The sequence below is a fragment of the Paraburkholderia podalyriae genome (assembly GCF_014397785.1).
Lineage (GTDB): Bacteria > Pseudomonadota > Gammaproteobacteria > Burkholderiales > Burkholderiaceae > Paraburkholderia > Paraburkholderia podalyriae.
The window spans coordinates 228,041-246,570 of the sequence record NZ_VZQQ01000009.1 but is presented as its reverse complement, the minus strand read 5'-3'; the positions used below and the strand labels follow the sequence as shown (position 1 = coordinate 246,570).

Genomic DNA, 18,530 nt, shown 5'->3' with positions numbered 1-18,530 from the left:
GCCGTCATTTCATCGCGAATCGAACAGTATGGATTCCCAGCAAAAGGAGAGCTGACTTTGCGATCGATAAGCGCTGGGCTTAGCGCTTCGCGCGTCTGTTGCATCGCGTAGTCCGAAACGGCGTTGCCGCGGTTGCTGCGACAGACAGCGCCATCAAGGGCCCAGCGCTTTATGGAAAATCATGGTCTCTGCACGCCGCGCAGATTGACCGGGGTTCCGACAAGCCCGTGGTGTCCGATTACTGAGCGGAGCCTCGATGACAAGGAGGGCGGTCTTTCTCATCGCTAAGATTGGCTCCGACGTCGGCCGTGGAGAAGCGCATCGACGAATCCCGCGGATGTGCCGTGGCGTTGAGAATGATCGTGGAAGCCTGCCGGAAAGAGTTTTCGTTCAAAGGATAGAGGATCGGCCTTCCGTCCGCTTCGTCGTCTGGCGCCAGGCGCCTGTACGATTTCGGTAGTGCCCTGGGGCAATAAGGCTGGGCGCGGAAGAGTGAACGGCCAGCTGGCGGGCCGCCTCATTATTCTGCGCCGGGGGACGGCCTCGCCAATTCAACGTCGCGCGGTCGTCCCCGCAGCCGGCGCCTGCGAGGTGGTTCCGCGAACACACCACTGCGCAGATTTCCCACGAATCGTGCATGGCACGAAGGACGGTCGTTCGCACCGAACACGGCACTCTCGGACAGGCATCGGCCTGGGTCGACCATAGTGTCTAGAGCATAGTGTCTAGAGTCTAGACACCCGGATGGTACTGATGAGGTGTCGTCTGACTGAGTGTCTAGACTCTAGACACTCTTCGTCCCGAACTATTCTGTCTGCCGACAAAAAAGCCCGCGCTGGGCGGGCTTCTCCACACTACAAACCGACCATCAATCAGTTCGTTTTCGGCTGCGATTGGAACATCTGCCCGATCAACTGCCGTATCTGAACTTCTTGCGCCTCGGTAATCACCCCAGTCTTGATCTTGATCGTGAAGTTGCTGACATCCTTCGTGATGCTTCCAGCGTGCTCCCGTCCCGCAAAAAACTTTTCGATGTTGCGCCCGCTGGTACCAGCCGACGTCGTCTGCCGCGTCGCCAGCGCACTGATCGCTGCGGCGGCCTTGCCCTGATCCATTTCCCCTCTCACCAACAGCGGCCAAATTTCGCGAGCGGCTTTAACGCCATCCTCGCCATGCTTTTTGATAGCCGCCGCAATTGCTTGCGCCGCGGTCCCGCCCAGTAGTCGCGGCTGAATGTCGAGATCTTTCTTGATGAAGTCCGGCAGATTATCGAACGACAAAAACTGGTACAGACCTGCCCGCGACAATCCCATCGCTTCCGCCAGCCGCTTGCGATTCGGGAATTCCGTTTCCGATCGTCGGATCGCTACACCGATCTCATAGTCGGCAAGGTCGTCGCGGCTGATGTTTTCGACCATCGCGAGGACGGCCATGTCCGAATCGGAGCAATCCGCGACCACCGCCTTGATCGTATCCAGCCCCACCATCTTGTGCGCACGCCAGCGCCGTTCGCCGGCGACGATCTGATAGTCGTCCGCGACACGACGGACCACGATCGGCTGCATCAGCCCAACTTCCCGGATCGACTCGGCGAGCTCGGCCAGCTTCGCTTCGTTGAACACGCGGCGCGGCTGCCAAGGATTCGGCAAGATGCCCGCAACCGGCAGTTGCGAGGCGACGCCGGTCGATTCCAATTCCTGCACGCGAAGTTGCGCAACGGCCAGCGCGCCGGCGAGGCCGGGCGCCGTCTGCGTGCGGTTGCTGCGCTTCACCTCGTCCTCGTTGATCGACGAAGTCTTGCGAATGCCGGACGTCTTGGCCAGCAACTGTTCTCGCATATTGCTCATTGCGCGTTCCTCCATTTTTCCGAATAGATCTCATCGATCCAGCGACAGTAGTCGACGAGAGGCTGCCGCACGCGTTGCAGCGACTTAGCCGCGCTGTGATTGCTGCTGATGTCGAAGACTGTCGAGAACGCCAACGCGCCGGTGCTCATCACCGAGCTCGCCGGGACCTCGATCGAATGCAACCAGTTTTCGTACGCGCTTTGCGCCCACGCGCGCACGATCGGCGCCGACGAGTTCCGCCCATAATCGACCCGCGACAACACGAGCGAGACGAAGTCATACTTCTTGTCCTTCTCGAACTTGATGAAGCTTTTGGACACGTCCGAAAAGAGTCGCCAGAACGACAGCGAACTGATGAAGTCCAGGTTCTCCGGCACCATCGGCATCACCATGGAATCTGCGGCCATTAGCGCGTTCAGATTCAGATACGACAGCGACGGCGATGTATCCATCAGGATGTAGTCGTACTTCTTGCGCAGCGGCTCGAGCCCTTGACGAAGCACGGTCCAGAAACGGAAGCCCGGCCGGACCTTTTGCATGGCTGGCAGATGGAACTCTGCTCCGATCAGTTCCGTGTGCGCAGGAATCACGTCAATGCCATCCCAGTACGTCGACTGGACTCGCCCTTCGAGCCCACCTTCGATGTCCTGGTCATAGACGTACGGCAACACGGTATCTTCCGGCGTCACGTCTTTTTCCGCGTACAGTCCGCACAGTTCCGAAAGCGAAGCTTGCGGATCGAGATCGACCACCAACACTTTGCGTCCCCGCAACGACAATCCTTGGGCGAGGCACATCGTCGTCGTAGTCTTGGCGGAGCCGCCTTTGAGTTGCGCTGTGATAACGATCTTTCCGTCGGGCTCCTTCAGGCGCGTGACCAACGGAGTCTGGTAGATGTCGGAAATCTTTTGCACCCAGATCCGCGCTTCTTCCAGCGTGAAGGTCCGGGTTCGGCCCGTGCCGGCCGCTGTGCCCGAAGGCAAGTCTCCATCCCCTTTTGTCGCGAGATACTGAACCTGCGAGTGAGAGATGTTGCACATCTCGGCAATCTCGCCGGTCTTGAAAACGGGAGCCGTTTTTCGAGGACGCGGAGCCAGAATCGTGTCACGCAGCTCATTAGTGAAAATGGTGACTTTTTCTGCGAACTGGCTGATCTGCTCAAAGTGAACGGTTCGGTCTACGGCAGGAAGTTGGCTCGTTCTGACCATTCTGAGGTTTTTCCATAAAATTCCAGAAACCTCAGAATACAGGAAATACTTGAAAATAGCTTATTAAATTATTGTTTTTACGCTGATTTCTCCGAATTTTCGTACTGACGGACCGTTTCGGTCGCAGGAGCCGCAGTGGAAATTGAGCACCTGTCGCTCGTCCAGCGTACGTGAGAGCACAAATGACCTCACCTTTGTCCGCGACCCCGGCTGCGAAATCGACAAGTCTGCTTAAATTCCCGGCACATGGTGAGGTCATTTGTGCACTTCCCCGGTTCGATAAGGACGGCACGGCGACATCCGGCACAAGGAACCTCACCATTATCGGAGTTTCGCGACTTCCCTGCGAAGGTACAGCTCAGTGAGGGCGCAGTAGCACAATGAACCTCACCTACAAAAGCCGCAATGCTTCGCGCTGGACCGATAAACCAAGGCCATGTTGCAGCACCAAATGGAATCCATCACAGTTGAAGCACAACCAACCTCACCTTTGAGCCACGCCAATGCGGTAGCTTCCTCTAAGCGTCGCACAATCAACCTCACCATGCTGCGCTGCGCCATCTCGATCAGCATTTATTTGTTGATCTCAGTTAGTAGGTTTTTTTAAAACGAGAGCAAACCGACAAACCAACATGCAGATACGATCATCAATCAATTCAACCACTTGAATGTTCAAAGGTGAGGTGCGTTGTGCTCAAGGTGAGGTTCTGTGTGTTCAGAGGTGCGGCTGGTTGTGCAGCAAGGTGAGACCAATTCCCCAGCAAGGTGCGGTTCGCTATGCTTGACTGTGCCTCGAATCGCAAAGGTGAGGTGGGTTGTGCATCAGCGCGGAAATGAGGTTGGAAGTGCCGCGGCACAAGGACTTGGCGCACGGAGCGCCTCTTAAAAGGTGAGGTTCGTTGTGTACATGGTGAGGTTCTGTGTGCGAAATCGAGGAACAGAAGTGAAACGACGCTTCGCTTGCGGCCCCGTTGATGGTGAGGTTCTGTGTGTTGACAGCTCACCACTGCATGCTTACAGTCCCGTGAGCGAAAAAGTGGATGAAGAACATGGCCGCGGACAATCCGGAAGAGGGCAGGTCGAAAGCGACGTCACGCCAGATGGCGCTCGCGCTGTTCGAAGACATGTTCGATCAGGGACTGCGCATCAACGAGGCCAATCGCGAGATCGGTTATCAGCGCAACGATTTCTTCACTGAAATTGTCAACATGGGGCTGCCGGCGCGGCGCTTTCTCGATGCCGCGTACTTCATCGTCGCGCAGGAGCCCGAGCAGCGCGATCAGTACGACGTCGAACTCAACTACTTCAAGTGGCTGATGCGTTATGACAGCCGCAACCTGAAGCATTTGCGCACGATCGCCGACGAAGCGCAGAACGCAAAAGTCCGCGTGACGAATACGCCCGCGAACCGCGATCCGAATGAAGACGATCTGTGGGTGCAGGTCCAGTTGATCGGCATGGTCGGCTTTCATCGCGGACGTATGCGTTTCGACGTCCATCCGCGGCTCGTGCCGCATATCCGCGATCCGCAGAAATCGCACTGGCTGAGCTTGCGCATTTCCACCGCGTTCACGCGCAGTCTCGCGCGCGCGATCTATGACAAGGTCTTGCCGCATGTGCCAGCGGGACGCACCGACTGGATCCAGCTCGAGGAAATGCGCAACTGGCCTGGCAAAATGGGCGCGAACGCGGCCATCTTCAAATACTTCAAACGCGATTGGCTCGAGCCGGCGGTGCGCGAAATCAACGAAGTGTCGGACGTCGAGTTGTCGTACGAGACGCGGACTGCATCGACGGTGTCGAAGAAAATCGACCGCATCCGCTTCCTGCTCAAGCGCAAGGATACCGCCGACGCGGTACTCGCCAGCCTCGCGGACGCGAGCCATCTGTACAAGATTCTCACCGACGAATTCGGGCTGTCGACCAAACAGTTCAGCGAGATTTCGGAGAGCCGCGAGCTCTGGACCGACGAACGCATCCAGCAAGCCGTCGAATATACGCGCTTCAGAATCAAGCGCGGCCAGGTCAAGAAGAGTCCCGCCGGCTATCTGATGCGCGCGCTACGCGACAACTGGAAGATCTCGGACGCCGAGCGCACGATGGTCGACGTGCAGGCCAAACTGCTCGCCGACGAAGCGCAGGAACAGGCGGTCAAGGCCGAAACGAGAACGACCGTGGCGCACAGCATTGCGACGCGCGAAGAAGCAGTGCGCGCGCGCATGAACGAGGACTCGCGCAAGGGTCGCGACCATTTCAACGCCGCCGATGCGAAGACGCGCAAGGAACTGATGCATGCGTGGACGACGTCGCGCGAAGGCAAGCTGATGCTGCGTCGGATGAAGCTTGAACCGTCGACGGTCACCGAAGATGCGATCTTCGCCAATACCGAGCTGGTCTGGTATCTGGGGCAGTTCGTGTTCGGCCGGATGAACGCGGCCCGCGCGGCGGCGTGAAGTGAGCCGGCCATTACTTCAGACGCTCGGAACGCTCAGAACGAACCGACCAGCGAGCCCAGCACGATAACCACCACCAGTGCGAGCAACGCGCCGAGAATCCCGACGATCACGATGTCGCGATAGCTTTCGCGGTGCGTCGAACCGCACACGGCGAGCAGCGTCACGACCGCGCCGTTATGCGGCAGGCTGTCGAGTGTGCCAGAGGAAATCACGGCGACCCGATGCAGCAGCGCCGGGTCGATGCCGTACTGCGTGGCCAGTTGCAGATAGGTGCTGCCAAGCGCATCGAGCGCGATGGTGAGACCGCCGGAGGCCGAACCGGTCAACGCCGCGAGCAGATTGGCCGCGACCGCGAGCGATACGAGCGGGCCACCGCCGATGCTGAGCACCCATTCGCGCACGAGCGCGAACGCGGGCAGCGCGGCGATCACCGCGCCATAGCCGACCAGACTGCCGACGCTCAGCACCGGCAGCACCGATGCATTCGCGCCTGCATCGATCGTCTCGCGCAGCGCCGGCAGGCGGCGCCGATTGAGCAGCACGAGTACGACGATCGCGACGATGAGCGCCACGCACACGCCCCACACACCGGCGACCGCTCCAAGCGACGTCTCACCCCAACGGACGTCGGCCAGGTAGTCCGCGTCGATGCGCGGCAGCACGATCACGTTCATCACGAAGTTCGTCAGCACGACGAGCACGAGCGGCGCGAGCGCGACGCCGAACGACGGCAGATCCTCGCTGACATGCCCGCGCTTCGCTTCTTCCGGATCGAAACTCTGCGATACGCTTGCGCGCTCGCGCACGAGGTTGTCGCTGGCCGGCACCCTGGTGAATTTCGCCGCGCTGTTCAATTCGTCGAACCCTTCGTTGGCCGCCCTCGCGCGCGCTTGCTGCAAGGACAACCACCAAAGCCCGAACGCGACCATCACAATGCTCGCGATGATGCCGAGCCCGGGCGCGGCAAACGGCGTCGTACCAAAGAACGGCATTGGGATCGCGTTCTGGATCGCCGGCGTGCCGGGCAGCGCGGACATCGTGAAGGTCGACGTGCCGAGCGCGATCGCGGCCGGCATCAGACGGCGCGGAATATTCGCGGCCTCGAAGAGTGCGGTGGCCATCGGCGCGAGCACGAAGAACGCGACGAAGAGGCTGACACCGCCATAGGTGACGAGCGCGCCACCGATCACGACGGCGAGAATCGCCCGATGGGCGCCAAGCTTCGCCGTCATGTAACTGGCGATCGCCTTCACGGAGCCGCTGTCTTCCATCAGCTTGCCGAACAGCGCGCCGAGCAGGAACAACGGAAAGAACTGCGCGAGAAAACGCGCGGTGCTGAGCATGAAGGTCTGCGTCCAGTGCGCCAGAATCGGTTCACCCGAAATCGCGGCGGCCAGCATCGCGGCGAACGGCGCGAGCAGCAGTACGGTCCAGCCGCGATACGCGAGACCGATCAGCAGCGCGAGACTCGCGAGCATGCCAAAGAGCCCGAGACCGATCGCGAGCGGTGACAGGGTGATGACGTCCATGGTCAGACTCCGTCGAGCAACGTGTCGAGATCGAGCGAGGAGCGCACGCCGATCGAATCGCCGTGCTCGGTGAGGAACGTGTCCGCGGCACGCCGCCCTTCGTCGCGCAGCATCGTCAGAAAGCTCCACTCGGCGTTCAGCTTCGACGAGTAGCCGAGCTCGGTCATCAACTCGCTGGAGATCCGATGGATGCGCATCGCCGCCCAATGGCGGCCTTCATCGCTGCCGGCGTCCGCCGCGCGCCGCAGCAGCGCGATCATGCGCAGCTCTTTCAGCAGCGGCGAGTTGAAGGCGACCTCGTTCAGGCGGCTAATGATGTCGCGCGCGGTGCGCGGCGTTTCCTTGCGCTCGACGGGATTGACCTGGATTAGCAGCGTATCGCTCGACGCGCATTCGCGCACCAGCGGCGTGATGGTCGGATTACCGGCATAGCCGCCGTCCCAGTAGTCTTCACCGTCGATCTGGACGGCCTGGAACAGCGTGGGCAGACAGCCGGAGGCGAGCAGCACGTCGGGTGTCAGGTCGGCATTGCGAAACACGCGCGCCTGGCCCGTGCGCACTTGCGTCGCGGTGATGAACAGCTTGATCGGCGAGTCGCGCAGATGCGCGAAGTCGATGGAGTCCTGCAGGATCTTCGCCAGCGGATGCACGCCGCGCGGATTCAGGTCGTATGGAGAAAACAGGCGCGCCGCGAGGTCCATCGCAATGAAGAGCGGCGAGAAGTCGAGAGTCCAGCGGCCCATCATCACGTCGAGTGGGCTGCGGCGAAACGGGCTCAACACCGACGCTTCGAACACGCGTCGCCAGAACGCTTCGAGCGCGGCGCGCGCGCCGGCCGCGCCGTTGACCCGATAGCCGCTCACCAGCACCGCGGCGTTCATCGCGCCGGCCGACGTACCCGATATGCCTTCGATCTGCAGCCACGACTCTTCGAGCAAACGGTCGAGGACGCCCCATGTAAAAGCACCGTGCGAACCGCCGCCTTGCAACGCGAGGTCGATGAGGGCCGGTTCGCGGCGCGGGGGTTGGGTTTTCGTTGCAGCCAAGACGACTCCTGTAGCGAGGAGTGCTCCATTTTGCGAGCTGACGCCGCATGCACGGCGGACGAATGAACTGCTGGCCGATGCTTTGAACTACCGAATGACGTGCAGCGCGTTTCAAAGGCGAAACATCGCACTGCACCATCGGTATTGGAAGTGGGCAGTGCTTAAAAGTCAAGCGTCTTCAACTTGATTCACCGAACTTGCGCCAATCAGGCGGAATAAAGAAAGTCGGTTGTCATGCCAGGGTCAAAAACAGCGTGTAGCAGGGCCGGCTGGCGCGCCGGGCGGCGCCGCATACGTGCTCATGGATAAGCGGAGTATCTTTGCAGGGGAAACACGACAATGCATGCGGCATGAAGCAACCTGCGTTATCCGTTAGCGCGTGCCGCTCGAATGCCAATTCGCGCGTTTGTCTTCGCTGTTTCGGCTTGCGCTAATCGCCACGGGTTGATTGCAATGTAATGTATCGTCTCGGCGGCCGGATACATTACGACATAATTCGACTGATGAACCGGGCTATAAAGCAGGCATCGTCAAAACACGGAGAGCATCATGAGCGCCGAGTTGCTGCAAGGGTCCTGTCACTGCGGGGCCGTCAAGTTCGAAGTTCGCACCGAAATCGCTCCGGCCGGTCGTTGCAACTGCAGCCTGTGCCGCCGCAAGGGCGCGCTGATGACGCCGCGCTTTCCCGCCAGGCAGTTGAAGATCCTGAGTGGTGAGGATGCGCTGACGCTGTACCAGTTCAACACCCAGGTCGCGAAGCACTATTTCTGCAAGCATTGCGGCATCTATCCTTTTCATCAGACGCGCACGGATCCGCAGCAATGGCGCGTCAATATCGGCTGCCTCGAAGGGGTCGATCCGTATGCACTCGAAGCCGGCGTGGCCGACGGCGCGAGTCTTTCCGTGCTGGAGGACGCATGAAACGCCTCTTTGCCATCGCTCTGTTCGTCGCGGGTGGTTTCGCTGCCGAACTCGGGCATCCGTTGCAGTGTTCATTGATCCAATCGAGCGGCGTGCACCTCAAACGCCGCGGCAGATAATCCGTCGATGGAAACCTCCGACCACGTACTGATCGTCGATGATGATCGCGGCATCCGCGAACTGCTCGCGGCATACCTCGAGAAAAACGGCGTGCGCGTTTCGCTCGCGGCCAATGGGCGCCAGATGCGCGCCGCGCTCGAGAACGGCGCACCCGACCTGATCGTGCTCGACCTGATGCTGCCCGGCGAAGACGGCCTCGTGCTGTGCCGCGAACTGCGCTCGGGCAAGTTCCGCACCGTACCGATCCTGATGCTGACCGCGCGTAGCGAGGAAGCGGACCGCATCGTCGGCCTCGAAATGGGTGCCGACGATTACCTGACCAAACCGTTCGCCGCGCGCGAGCTGCTCGCGCGAATCCGCTCGGTGCTGCGCCGCGCGCGCATGCTGCCGCCCGGCATGGAGGTGACCGAATCGGCGCCGATGCTTTGCTTCGGCGACTGGCGGCTCGACACGACCGCGCGCCATCTGCTCGATGCGGACGGCACCGAGGTCGCGTTGAGCGGCGCGGAGTACCGTCTGTTGCGCGTGTTTCTCGATCATCCGCAGCGCGTGCTCACGCGCGACCAGTTGCTGAACCTCACCCAGGGACGCCAGGCCGATCCGTTCGACCGGTCGATCGATCTGATGGTGAGCCGCCTGCGGCAACGCCTGCGGGACGGCGCGCGCGAGCCGCGCTACATCAAGACGCTGCGCAGTGAGGGCTATGTGTTTTCGGCGGTCGTGACCGCGACCGGAGATCTGGAGTGAGCGCATCGCCGTCACCGTCGTTGCTGCGCTGGCCGCATTGGCCGCGCTCGTTGTTCGCGCGGCTCGCGGTGATTTTGTTCGTCGGGCTCGCACTCGCGCAGGCGCTGTCGTTCTGGCTCACGATGACCGAGCGCGACCAGACGATGACCAACATCATGATGGGCTACATCGAGCGCGAGGTGGCGAGCTCGGTCGCGCTGCTCGATCATCTGCCGCCCGACGAGCGCGCCCAGTGGCTGCCGCGCCTCGCGCGGCGCAGCTACGAGTTCGTGCTAGGCCCGGGCGTGCCCGGCGCGCCGGTCGACGCAAGCCTGTCGGCGCGCGTCGCGCAATCGATCGGCGACGGCATCGGCAGGCGTTATCCGTTGACCGTCAACGCGGTGCCCGGCGATCGCGAGCGTCTGCAGGTGCACCTGAAACTGAGCGATGGCATGCCGCTCACCATCGACCTGCGGCCGATGCCTGGCGCACCATTGTCGCGCTGGCTGCCGCTCGTGCTGACGCTGCAGTTGCTCGTGCTCGGCGCCTGCTGCTGGCTCGCGGTGCGGCTCGCAACGCGTCCGCTCAATCAACTCGCAGTCGCAGCCGACACGCTCGGCCCCGACCTGAAGGCCGCGCGTCTGCCCGAAGCCGGTCCATCCGAAGTGGCGCGCGCCGCGCGCGCGTTCAATGCGATGCAGGACCGGATCGCCACATACATGGCCGAGCGCATGCAGATTCTCGCGGCGATTTCGCACGATCTGCAGACGCCGATAACGCGCATGCGCCTGCGCGTCGACACGATGGACCACCAGAGCGAAGCCGCGAAGCTGCGCCAGGATCTGCGGGAAATGGAAGCGCTGGTCAAGGAAGGGGTGACGTATGCGCGCACGATGCATGGCACGACTGAGATGCCGCGCCGCATCGACCCCGATGCGCTGTTCGACAGCCTCGTCTGCGATTACGTCGACGCGGGTCAGCAAGTGTCGCTGCAGGGCCACTTCGGTCAGTCATTGACGATGCGTCCGCAGGCATTGAAGCGCGTCGTCGGCAATCTTGTCGATAACGCGCTGAAGTTCGGCGGCGCCGCGCAGATCGAGATCGGCGCGTTGCACGACGGTGAGGCCACCGTGTCGGTGCTCGATCGCGGTCCCGGCATTCCGGCCGAGTCGCTGGAGACGGTGTTCGAGCCGTTCGTTCGACTCGAAGGGTCGCGCAATCGTCAAACGGGTGGCACGGGTCTGGGGCTCGCGATCGCGCGCCAACTCGCGCTCGCGATGGACGCGACGCTTACGCTGCACAACCGGGTCGGCGGCGGTCTCGAAGCGCGGTTGACGTTGCGGAAGTTGCGCGAGTCGTAGTTGAGTAGTCTTCCCGTCAGAAAATTCACAAAGACGTGTTTCTCAGTAGTGTTCAACGACCACTGGTTCAGCATGTCTCGGCGATTCCCTATCATTTGAAGAAACCACATTGGCGATGCGTCACATCGCATCATTATTAAATCATCGATATCGAATGCGACTTATCGATGCGAGCAATCCAGATGCGTGCATCGCGTGTCATATGACACACGGGCAATCGAGTTAATTCGCGCATTCAACGAAATTCGGCAATGCAGCATCGATCGGTTCGATTACCTGACGCGCGGCAGGCGGTTAGCTGGCCTTGCGATTAATTGACAAACGCTAACGGACAGCCCATTCTTTTCGTGTGGTGGTTGCAGAGTAACACGGCTGATCAACAGCAAGATTGGCCGAGAGACACGTTTCGTTCGAATCTGATTAAGGTCCTTGTTAAAAAGGTAACTAAAAAGGAATCCGAATGGCGTCCACTCCACAAAAAATGTCAAAAATGCAACTCACCGGGATGGTGGTGGGCGGCATGGTCGGAGCCGGGATCTTTTCCCTGCCGCGCACTTTTGCGAATGCCACCGGTCCGTTGGGTGCCGTGATTGCCTGGCTGATTGCGGGCACGGGCATGTATATGCTGGCGCGCGTGTTTCAGGCGCTGGCGGAACGCAAGCCCGAACTGGACGCCGGCGTGTTTGCGTATGCGAAAGCGGGCTTTGGCGATTATCCGGGCTTTCTCTCCGCATTTGGCTACTGGATCGGCAGCTGTATCGGCAACGTTTCGTACTGGGTGCTGCTCAAGTCGACACTCGGCGCGTTTTTTCCCGTGTTCGGCGACGGCAATACGGTCGTCGCGATCGTCGTTGCATCGATCGGCATCTGGCTATTTCATTTCATGATCCTGAAGGGCGTGCAGCAGGCGGCCTTCATCAACAGTATCGTCACGGTCGCCAAGGTCATTCCGATTCTGGTGTTCATCCTGATCCTGATCTTCGGCTTCCGGTTGGACCTGTTCCAGGCCAACCTCTACGGTGGAGGACTCGAAGGCAATATCCTCGAGCAGGTGCGGGCCACGATGCTGGTCACGGTGTTCGTGTTCATCGGTATCGAAGGGGCGAGTGTCTATTCCCGTTATGCGAAGAAGCGCTCCGATGTCGGCCAGGCGACGATTCTCGGCTTCGTCGTCGTGACCTCGCTAATGGTGCTCGTGACGATGCTGCCTTACGCAGTGCTCCAGCGCGCCGACATCGGGGCCATGCGGCAGCCGTCGATGGCGGCGGTGCTTGAAGGGGTGGTCGGTCATTGGGGCGCGGTTTTCGTCAGCATAGGCCTGCTGATTTCGGTGCTGGGCGCTTATCTCGCCTGGTCGCTGATCTGCGCCGAAGTGTTGTTCACGGCGGCAAAGACCGAAGACATGCCCGCCGTGTTCGCGAGGGAAAACGCCAACAAGGTACCGGCCAATGCATTGTGGCTGACCAACATCGTGGTGCAGCTGCTCGTCATCAGCACATACTTCTCGCGCGACGCGTTCGCGCTGATGCTGAATCTGACGAGCGCGATGTCGTTGATTCCGTACCTCTTCGTCGCGGTGTTCGGCTGCATGAACGCGAATCGCGGTGACGGTTACGACGTGCGCGCCGACGAGCGCCGGCGCGACTTGATCATGGCCGCAATCGCCTCGATCTACACGGTCTTCATGATCTGGGCGGGCGGCCTGAAATTCATTCTGCTTTCCGCCGTGCTGTATGCGCCAGGCACGGCGCTCTATATCTGGGCTCGGCGCGAGCGGAACAAGAACGTCTTCATCGCTTCCGACTGGATCATTTTTATCGTTGCGGTCATTGGCGCGATCATCGGCATCTATGGCCTCGTCACCGGAAGGATCGCGCTTTAGCTTTAATGACATCCGATTGAACAGAGCGGGCCAACACTGGTACTCAGGAGATCATCATGGCGAACACGGACGCGAAAGCGGGTGCATTAGGTGTCTACTCGGAAGTCGGGCAACTGCGCAAGGTGATGGTCTGCGCACCGGGGCTCGCGCATCAGCGTCTTACCCCGAGCAATTGCGATGAACTGCTGTTCGACGACGTGCTATGGGTCGAGAACGCGAAGCGCGACCACTTCGACTTCGTGACGAAGATGCGCGACCGCGGCGTCGAAGTGGTGGAGATGCACAATCTGCTGGCCGAAACGGTCGCGGTGCCCGAAGGCAAGAAGTGGATTCTCGACAACCAGGTGGTGCCGAATCAGGTCGGCCTCGGCTTTATCGATGAATTGAGAAGCTATCTGGAGGGGCTCGACAATCGCAAGCTGGCCGAAACGCTGATTGGCGGGCTATCCACTCACGACTTCCCGGAAGCGCACGGCGGCAAGGCGCTGGAGGTCGCGAAAGAAGCGGCGGGCGGCACCGAATATCTGCTGCCGCCGCTGCCGAACACGCTGTACACGCGCGACACGACTTGCTGGATCTATGGCGGCGTCACGCTGAATGCGCTGTACTGGCCGGCCCGTCACGAGGAGACGATCCTGACCACGGCGATCTACAAGTTCCACCCGGACTTCGCGGGCAAGGTCAACGTGTGGTGGGGCGACCCGACCCAGGACCACGGTCTGGCCACGCTGGAAGGCGGCGACGTGATGCCGATCGGCAAGGGCGTCGTGCTGATCGGCATGAGCGAGCGCACGTCGCGTCAGGCCATCAGTCAACTTGCGGCAACGCTGTTCGAGAAGGGCGCGGCCGAGCGCGTGATCGTCGCGGCGATGCCGAAGATTCGCGCGGCGATGCACCTCGACACCGTGTTCACGTTCGCCGATCGCGATTGCGTGCTGGTCGCCCCGGACTTCATGGCGAAGACGCGCACCTATTCGTATCGGCCGAGCAGTCATCCGAGCGGCGTGGAATTGCACGCCGATAACAAACCGTTTACCGACGTCGTCGCCGAGGCGCTCGGGCTGAAGCAGCTGCGCGTGGTCGAGGCGGGCGGCAGCGACTATCAACGCGAGCGCACGCAGTGGGATAGCGGTGCGAATCTCGTGTGCGCGTCGCCGGGCGTCGTCTATGCATACGACCGCAACACATACACGAACACGCTGTTGCGCAAGCAGGGCATCGAGGTGATTACGATCGTCGGTGCGGAGCTTGGCCGTGGACGTGGCGGCGGTCACTGCATGACCTGCCCGATCATCCGCGATGCGGTCGACTATTGATCGGTCGGGCGAATCGATCAGGCGGGTGATCGGCAAGGTGCCGCGCGCTCGCTGAAGTGGCGAGCGGGCGACAGCGGCGAGGTTGCAGAGTTAGCCGATACGGGGACGAACTCGAATGAACAGGCCCGAATCACCCCAGCCGGTCACGCTGACCGAAGCGATCATTCCGGTCGCCAGCCTCGTCATACTGGTGGGGCTGTCCTACTACCTGTTCGGCGACGCAGGTGCGAGCGGGCCGAACCAGGTGGGGCTCACCGTCGCGGCGATGATCGCCGTGTTCATCGGCTGGCGCCGCGGGCACTCGTTGGCCTCGCTCGGCGAGGCCGCGGTGGCGAGTGTCAGCACTGGCATAGACGCAATTTTCATCCTGTTCGCGGTGGGTGCGCTGAACGGCACATGGGCGCTCAGCGGCACGCTGGTCGGCATGGTGTATTACGGCCTGAAGCTTCTCAGCCCTAACTATTTCTACGTGACGGCGGCCGCGATCTGTGGCGTCGTGTCGATGAGCATCGGCAGCTCGTGGACGGTGGCCGGCACGATCGGCATCGGGCTGATGGGCATCGCGCAGGGTATGGGACTGAACGAGGCGATTGCGGCGGGTGCGATCATCTCGGGCGCCTATCTCGGCGACAAGTCTTCGCCTTTGTCCGATTCCGCGAATCTTGCCGCGGCGGCGTCGGGAGTCGAACTGTACCGGCATCTGCGCGAAGTGTTGCTGACTTCCGCCGTGGCGCTAATCATCGCCTTTGCGTTCTATTTTCTGGTCGGTCGCCCCGGCGATTTCGACGCGAGCGCTGAGATCGACGCAATGCGTGGAGCATTTCACATTTCGCTTTGGCTGTTTGCGCCGCTGGTGCTCGTCATACTGCTTGCGCTCTTCAAGATGCCGCCGTTTACCGCGATCTTTCTCGGCGCGCTGGCAGGTGGCGTGCTCGCCGTGTGCGTCGCGCCCGAGCGCGTGGTCGCGTTCGCTTCCGCAAAGCCGGGCGTGCCGAACTGGCTCGCGCTCGTCAAAGGCGTCTGGCTTGCTCTCGCAAGCGGCTACAAGACGTCGACGGGCAACCACGCGCTCGACCTGCTGGTCACGCGCGGCGGCATGGAGAGCATGCTGAATACGATCTGGCTGATCATTGCCGCGCTCGGGTTCGGCGGCGTGGTCGAAAAATGCGGCGTGCTCGAGCGTCTGATTACGCCTGTGATCGACAAAGCGAGGCGCGCAGGCGCGCTGGTGGCCTCGCTGGTCGCGGCGGTCGTCGCCACCAATATCGTCACTGCCGATCAATACATCGCGGTCGTGCTGCCCGCGCGCATGTTCAAGACGGCGTTCGCGCGACGCGGGTTCGCGCCGGTGGTGCTGTCGCGCGCGGTCGGCGATACGGCCACACCGACCGGTGCACTGATTCCGTGGAATAGCTGCGGCGCATATATGGCGGCGACGCTCGGTGTTGCCACGCTCAGTTACGCGCCATATGCGGTGTTCTGCTTCGTGAGTCCGCTGTTGACGGTGGCGATGGCCTATGCGGGCATCCGGATGCCGCGCGTGGCCACCGACACCGCCGCAGCCGCGTCCGCCAACGCGCAGGCTGGCGCGACCCATCCAGACGATTGACGCGACGAATCGCATCGCTCCGCCAATTGCCGGGTCGACGCACGCGGTCGCCGTGGGCAGGTCCGGCTTGAAGTCGAACTCGCTTTTACTATACTTTTTAACGACTTCGAGTCACGCCTGAATTATCGAATTTAATATCGCGCTATTTGCAAAAATTGCATTCGATAGGCCAGCGATCGCTGCAATGAAGTTCGAGTTAATGAATCTGCGAGTAGCTGGACGATCACTTTCACGTCGATCACGTGAATGCCCGGAGGTTTCTTCCACCGCACGGAGGTTCGAACATGAATAATCGCATTGTTGCGCAACTCGTCGCCTTGTCATTTGCCGGTATGTCCGCGCTCGCGATTGCGGCTGGGCCGACGCAGGACGAGGGCGGCGGCCAGATGGCCGGAACGGGCCGTCAGCAGATGATGCCGTCGATTCCGCATCGTGACTGGCACAAAGGCCAGCGGGTGCCGGCCGAATACCGTCATTACAATTTCATCATGGACGACTGGCGTGGACACGGCCTCGATGCGCCGCCGCGCGGACATAAATGGCTGGGTGTCAATGGGGACTATGTGCTCGTCACGACGAACAACTGGACCATTTCCAATATCGTCGCCGGAACGCAGTAATGCTTCATCGTGGTGCCCAGGCTATCCGGCGACCGGGCTTTAGCGCCGGAGCCTGGGGAATTCATCGACACGACATGATTTTTGTCATTTTCGCCATCGATTTAACGCCGTGTATCGTATAGCCGGTCCGGAACGAACAATGCAGTCACGCCGCTCAAAAAGAATACCGCGCCGACTACCAGAAAGCCGAGACCGATCGAGAACTGCGTGGCGATATAACCGATGACGATTGGCGCCGCGCCCGAACAGAAGCGCCCGAGATTATACGAGCCGCCCACCGCGGTGCCCCGCACCGACGTTGCGAAGCTCTCCGACATAAAGGTGCCGATCGTGCCGAGCGGCACGCCGTACAGAAAGCCGAAGAAAAGCATCAGCGTGGCGATATTGTCGCGGGTGTGCCAGAAAATGATAACGGGCAGAAAGAGTGCCGCACCGATGCAGCCGAGCACGTACACGCCGCGCCGGCTCCAGCGATCACCGAGCCAGCCTGCAAAGATCTGAACTTGATGTGCAGTTCCTTTTCGAGGTACGTCGGCAGCCAGTTGTTCAGGCCGTAAAAGCCGGACAGAATGAAGATCGACGTGAAGGTCCACAGGATGAACATGGTGCGCGCCTGCCGGTCGCGGAAAATCTGCGCATAGCGATTGTCGACGAGCCGCGCTGTGTCCTTGCGGTCGGCGGCCCGGCTCGCGAGCCATGCCGCCGGTTCGGGCACCGCGAACTTGATCGCGAATGCGAGCAGCACCGGCACGGCCGACACGTAGTAAAGCGTGCGCCAGCCGTACAGCGGCAGGATCCAGTTGCTGAGCGCAATCACGACGATATAGCCGGCCGAAATGCCGGTTTGCAGCATGCCAAGCACCAGCGAGCGCCGCTCGGTCGGCACATATTCGGCCACGAGCGTCGTGACCAGCACCATGCAGCCAATGCCGAGCGAACTGATAAAGCGCACCGCCGCGAATTCGACGAAGCTGTGCGTGAACCCGAGCATCCCGGCGCCGAGCGAGAACAGCGCGAGCGCCCACGCGACGACCCGCACGCGGCCGAGACGATCGCTCGCCCAGCCGCCGACGATGCCGCCGATCGCCATGCCGAGCAAGGTCAGACTGCCGAGCGCGCCCGCTTCGACATTGGTCAGGCCGAAGTCGTCCTTGATACGCGACAGCGTGAGGCCGTACATCATCACGTCGGCGCCATCGGCGATCAGCGCGAGGTAGCCGAGCACGAACACCAGCAGCCAGCGGCCTTGCGAGACGGTGGCATGGGTTACGGCTTGATAGGGCTGCAGATCGGATGGTGTTTTCATGAACGGGCGGCGCCAGCGGGGGATGGCGTATTCTGCTGGAGCAGAGCGGGGGCAAGGAAGGCGCCGATCAGCAGGCCGATGCTTTCATGACGGCTCGTGTACCAGCCTTCCTTGTGCGTCAGGTTCATCGTACCGATGCAAACGCCGTCGTAGGCGATCGGAATGTTCAGGATCGAGCCGAGACCCAAAACGGTCATGACCGCATGGTCGTCGAAGGCCTCGCGAATGCCTTGCGATGTGGCGGAACGAAACGGCTTCAGATCCCGAAGAATCTGCCGCGACCACGCGGTGCCGTGCTTCTTCTTGCGGCCGCCCAATGGATATACGTCCGGCATGTTCGTATAGACACGTTCGACCTCGTGACGCTGCGCATCGTAGGACATGATCGTGAACAGGCTGAGGCCGATCGTCTTCGCCGCCACCGCGTGAACCGCGTGGAACAGTTCGAGCGGCTGGTCTTTAACGCGCATCGCCAGCGCGAGACGCTCGAGGTCCGCGATCTCCAGCGTTTGTCGATCGTGCAGTTCGGGTTCGGTCAGGTTGCCTCGGATCGTTTGCATCGCGTTTGCATCGGGAAGTGAGA

The 18,530-nt window shown here is 61.1% G+C and carries 14 protein-coding genes and 1 pseudogene; 9 read left to right on the top strand and 6 right to left on the bottom strand.

What is annotated here, in order from left to right:
• Positions 1–872: 872 nt before the first annotated feature.
• Together F6X42_RS13600 and F6X42_RS13595 are read right to left on the bottom strand one after the other, a co-directional pair.
• Positions 873–1,847 carry a ParB/RepB/Spo0J family partition protein gene (locus F6X42_RS13600; protein ID WP_187634736.1) on the bottom strand — a complete coding sequence of 325 codons (975 nt, stop codon included), beginning with the start codon at positions 1,845–1,847 and terminating at the stop codon, positions 873–875.
• A complete protein-coding gene (locus tag F6X42_RS13595; RefSeq protein ID WP_187634706.1) occupies positions 1,844–3,055 on the bottom strand; it encodes a ParA family protein in 1,212 nt (403 codons plus the stop codon). The genes F6X42_RS13600 and F6X42_RS13595 overlap by 4 nt, the downstream gene beginning before the upstream one ends.
• A gap of 1,049 nt (positions 3,056–4,104) precedes the next feature.
• Between F6X42_RS13595 and F6X42_RS13590 the strand changes: the two genes are divergently transcribed.
• The gene (locus tag F6X42_RS13590; RefSeq protein ID WP_187634735.1) at positions 4,105–5,508 is read left to right on the top strand and encodes a replication initiation protein; all 1,404 of its coding nucleotides are present in this window, start codon (positions 4,105–4,107) and stop codon (positions 5,506–5,508) included.
• A 35-nt stretch (positions 5,509–5,543) separates the two neighbouring features.
• Here F6X42_RS13590 and F6X42_RS13585 read toward each other — a convergent pair whose 3' ends face one another.
• Positions 5,544–7,040, bottom strand: coding sequence for a GntP family permease (locus tag F6X42_RS13585; RefSeq protein ID WP_187634705.1), 1,497 nt, complete (start codon positions 7,038–7,040; stop codon positions 5,544–5,546).
• A gap of 2 nt (positions 7,041–7,042) precedes the next feature.
• Entirely contained in the window at positions 7,043–8,086 is a 1,044-nt protein-coding gene (locus F6X42_RS13580; RefSeq protein WP_187634704.1) for a patatin-like phospholipase family protein, read from the bottom strand.
• A gap of 549 nt (positions 8,087–8,635) precedes the next feature.
• Here F6X42_RS13580 and F6X42_RS13575 point away from each other — a divergent pair.
• The 8 genes from F6X42_RS13575 to F6X42_RS13545 all read left to right on the top strand — a co-directional run bounded on the left by F6X42_RS13575 (position 8,636) and on the right by F6X42_RS13545 (position 16,641).
• On the top strand, positions 8,636–9,007 hold the full coding sequence (locus F6X42_RS13575; protein ID WP_187634703.1) for a GFA family protein: 372 nt from the start codon (positions 8,636–8,638) through the stop codon (positions 9,005–9,007).
• Complete coding sequence (locus tag F6X42_RS45295; RefSeq protein WP_281393964.1) at positions 9,004–9,126, top strand: hypothetical protein; 123 nt, start codon at positions 9,004–9,006, stop codon at positions 9,124–9,126. The genes F6X42_RS13575 and F6X42_RS45295 overlap by 4 nt, the downstream gene beginning before the upstream one ends.
• 7 nt (positions 9,127–9,133) lie before the next feature.
• Positions 9,134–9,874, top strand: a complete 741-nt coding sequence (locus F6X42_RS13570; RefSeq protein ID WP_187634702.1) for a response regulator — start codon at positions 9,134–9,136, stop codon at positions 9,872–9,874.
• Positions 9,871–11,214 carry an ATP-binding protein gene (locus F6X42_RS13565; protein WP_187634701.1) on the top strand — a complete coding sequence of 448 codons (1,344 nt, stop codon included), beginning with the start codon at positions 9,871–9,873 and terminating at the stop codon, positions 11,212–11,214. Before F6X42_RS13570 ends, F6X42_RS13565 begins: the two co-directional genes overlap by 4 nt.
• A 460-nt stretch (positions 11,215–11,674) precedes the next feature.
• A complete protein-coding gene (locus F6X42_RS13560) occupies positions 11,675–13,096 on the top strand; it encodes a basic amino acid/polyamine antiporter (protein ID WP_187634700.1) in 1,422 nt (473 codons plus the stop codon).
• 56 nt (positions 13,097–13,152) lie between these two features.
• Positions 13,153–14,412: an arginine deiminase gene (gene arcA / locus F6X42_RS13555; protein ID WP_187634699.1), complete on the top strand. Its 1,260-nt coding sequence runs from the start codon at positions 13,153–13,155 to the stop codon at positions 14,410–14,412.
• Positions 14,413–14,527: 115 nt separating this feature from the next.
• Positions 14,528–16,021: a Na+/H+ antiporter NhaC gene (gene nhaC, locus F6X42_RS13550; RefSeq protein ID WP_187634698.1), complete on the top strand. Its 1,494-nt coding sequence runs from the start codon at positions 14,528–14,530 to the stop codon at positions 16,019–16,021.
• Between the two features lie 284 nt (positions 16,022–16,305).
• Positions 16,306–16,641 (top strand): RcnB family protein, encoded by a 336-nt coding sequence (locus tag F6X42_RS13545; protein ID WP_187634697.1) that lies wholly within the window; start codon positions 16,306–16,308, stop codon positions 16,639–16,641.
• Positions 16,642–16,742: 101 nt separating this feature from the next.
• Here the strand turns inward: F6X42_RS13545 and F6X42_RS13540 are convergent.
• Together F6X42_RS13540 and F6X42_RS13535 are read right to left on the bottom strand one after the other, a co-directional pair.
• Positions 16,743–17,947: pseudogene (locus F6X42_RS13540) on the bottom strand (MFS transporter).
• Positions 17,944–18,507, bottom strand: a complete 564-nt coding sequence (locus F6X42_RS13535) for a GAF domain-containing protein (RefSeq protein WP_187634696.1) — start codon at positions 18,505–18,507, stop codon at positions 17,944–17,946. Before F6X42_RS13535 ends, F6X42_RS13540 begins: the two are co-directional and overlap by 4 nt.
• Between the last annotated feature and the right edge of the window lie 23 nt (positions 18,508–18,530).

Coding starts and splice junctions, on each gene's coding strand:
- F6X42_RS13585 (WP_187634705.1), bottom strand. CDS start 7,040: ATGGACGTCATCACCCTGTCACCGCTCGCGATCGGTCTCGGGCTCTTT.
- F6X42_RS45295 (WP_281393964.1), top strand. CDS start 9,004: ATGAAACGCCTCTTTGCCATCGCTCTGTTCGTCGCGGGTGGTTTCGCT.
- F6X42_RS13535 (WP_187634696.1), bottom strand. CDS start 18,507: ATGCAAACGATCCGAGGCAACCTGACCGAACCCGAACTGCACGATCGA.
- F6X42_RS13570 (WP_187634702.1), top strand. CDS start 9,134: ATGGAAACCTCCGACCACGTACTGATCGTCGATGATGATCGCGGCATC.
- F6X42_RS13545 (WP_187634697.1), top strand. CDS start 16,306: ATGAATAATCGCATTGTTGCGCAACTCGTCGCCTTGTCATTTGCCGGT.
- arcA (WP_187634699.1), top strand. CDS start 13,153: ATGGCGAACACGGACGCGAAAGCGGGTGCATTAGGTGTCTACTCGGAA.
- F6X42_RS13590 (WP_187634735.1), top strand. CDS start 4,105: ATGGCCGCGGACAATCCGGAAGAGGGCAGGTCGAAAGCGACGTCACGC.
- F6X42_RS13560 (WP_187634700.1), top strand. CDS start 11,675: ATGGCGTCCACTCCACAAAAAATGTCAAAAATGCAACTCACCGGGATG.
- F6X42_RS13600 (WP_187634736.1), bottom strand. CDS start 1,847: ATGAGCAATATGCGAGAACAGTTGCTGGCCAAGACGTCCGGCATTCGC.
- F6X42_RS13575 (WP_187634703.1), top strand. CDS start 8,636: ATGAGCGCCGAGTTGCTGCAAGGGTCCTGTCACTGCGGGGCCGTCAAG.
- F6X42_RS13595 (WP_187634706.1), bottom strand. CDS start 3,055: ATGGTCAGAACGAGCCAACTTCCTGCCGTAGACCGAACCGTTCACTTT.
- nhaC (WP_187634698.1), top strand. CDS start 14,528: ATGAACAGGCCCGAATCACCCCAGCCGGTCACGCTGACCGAAGCGATC.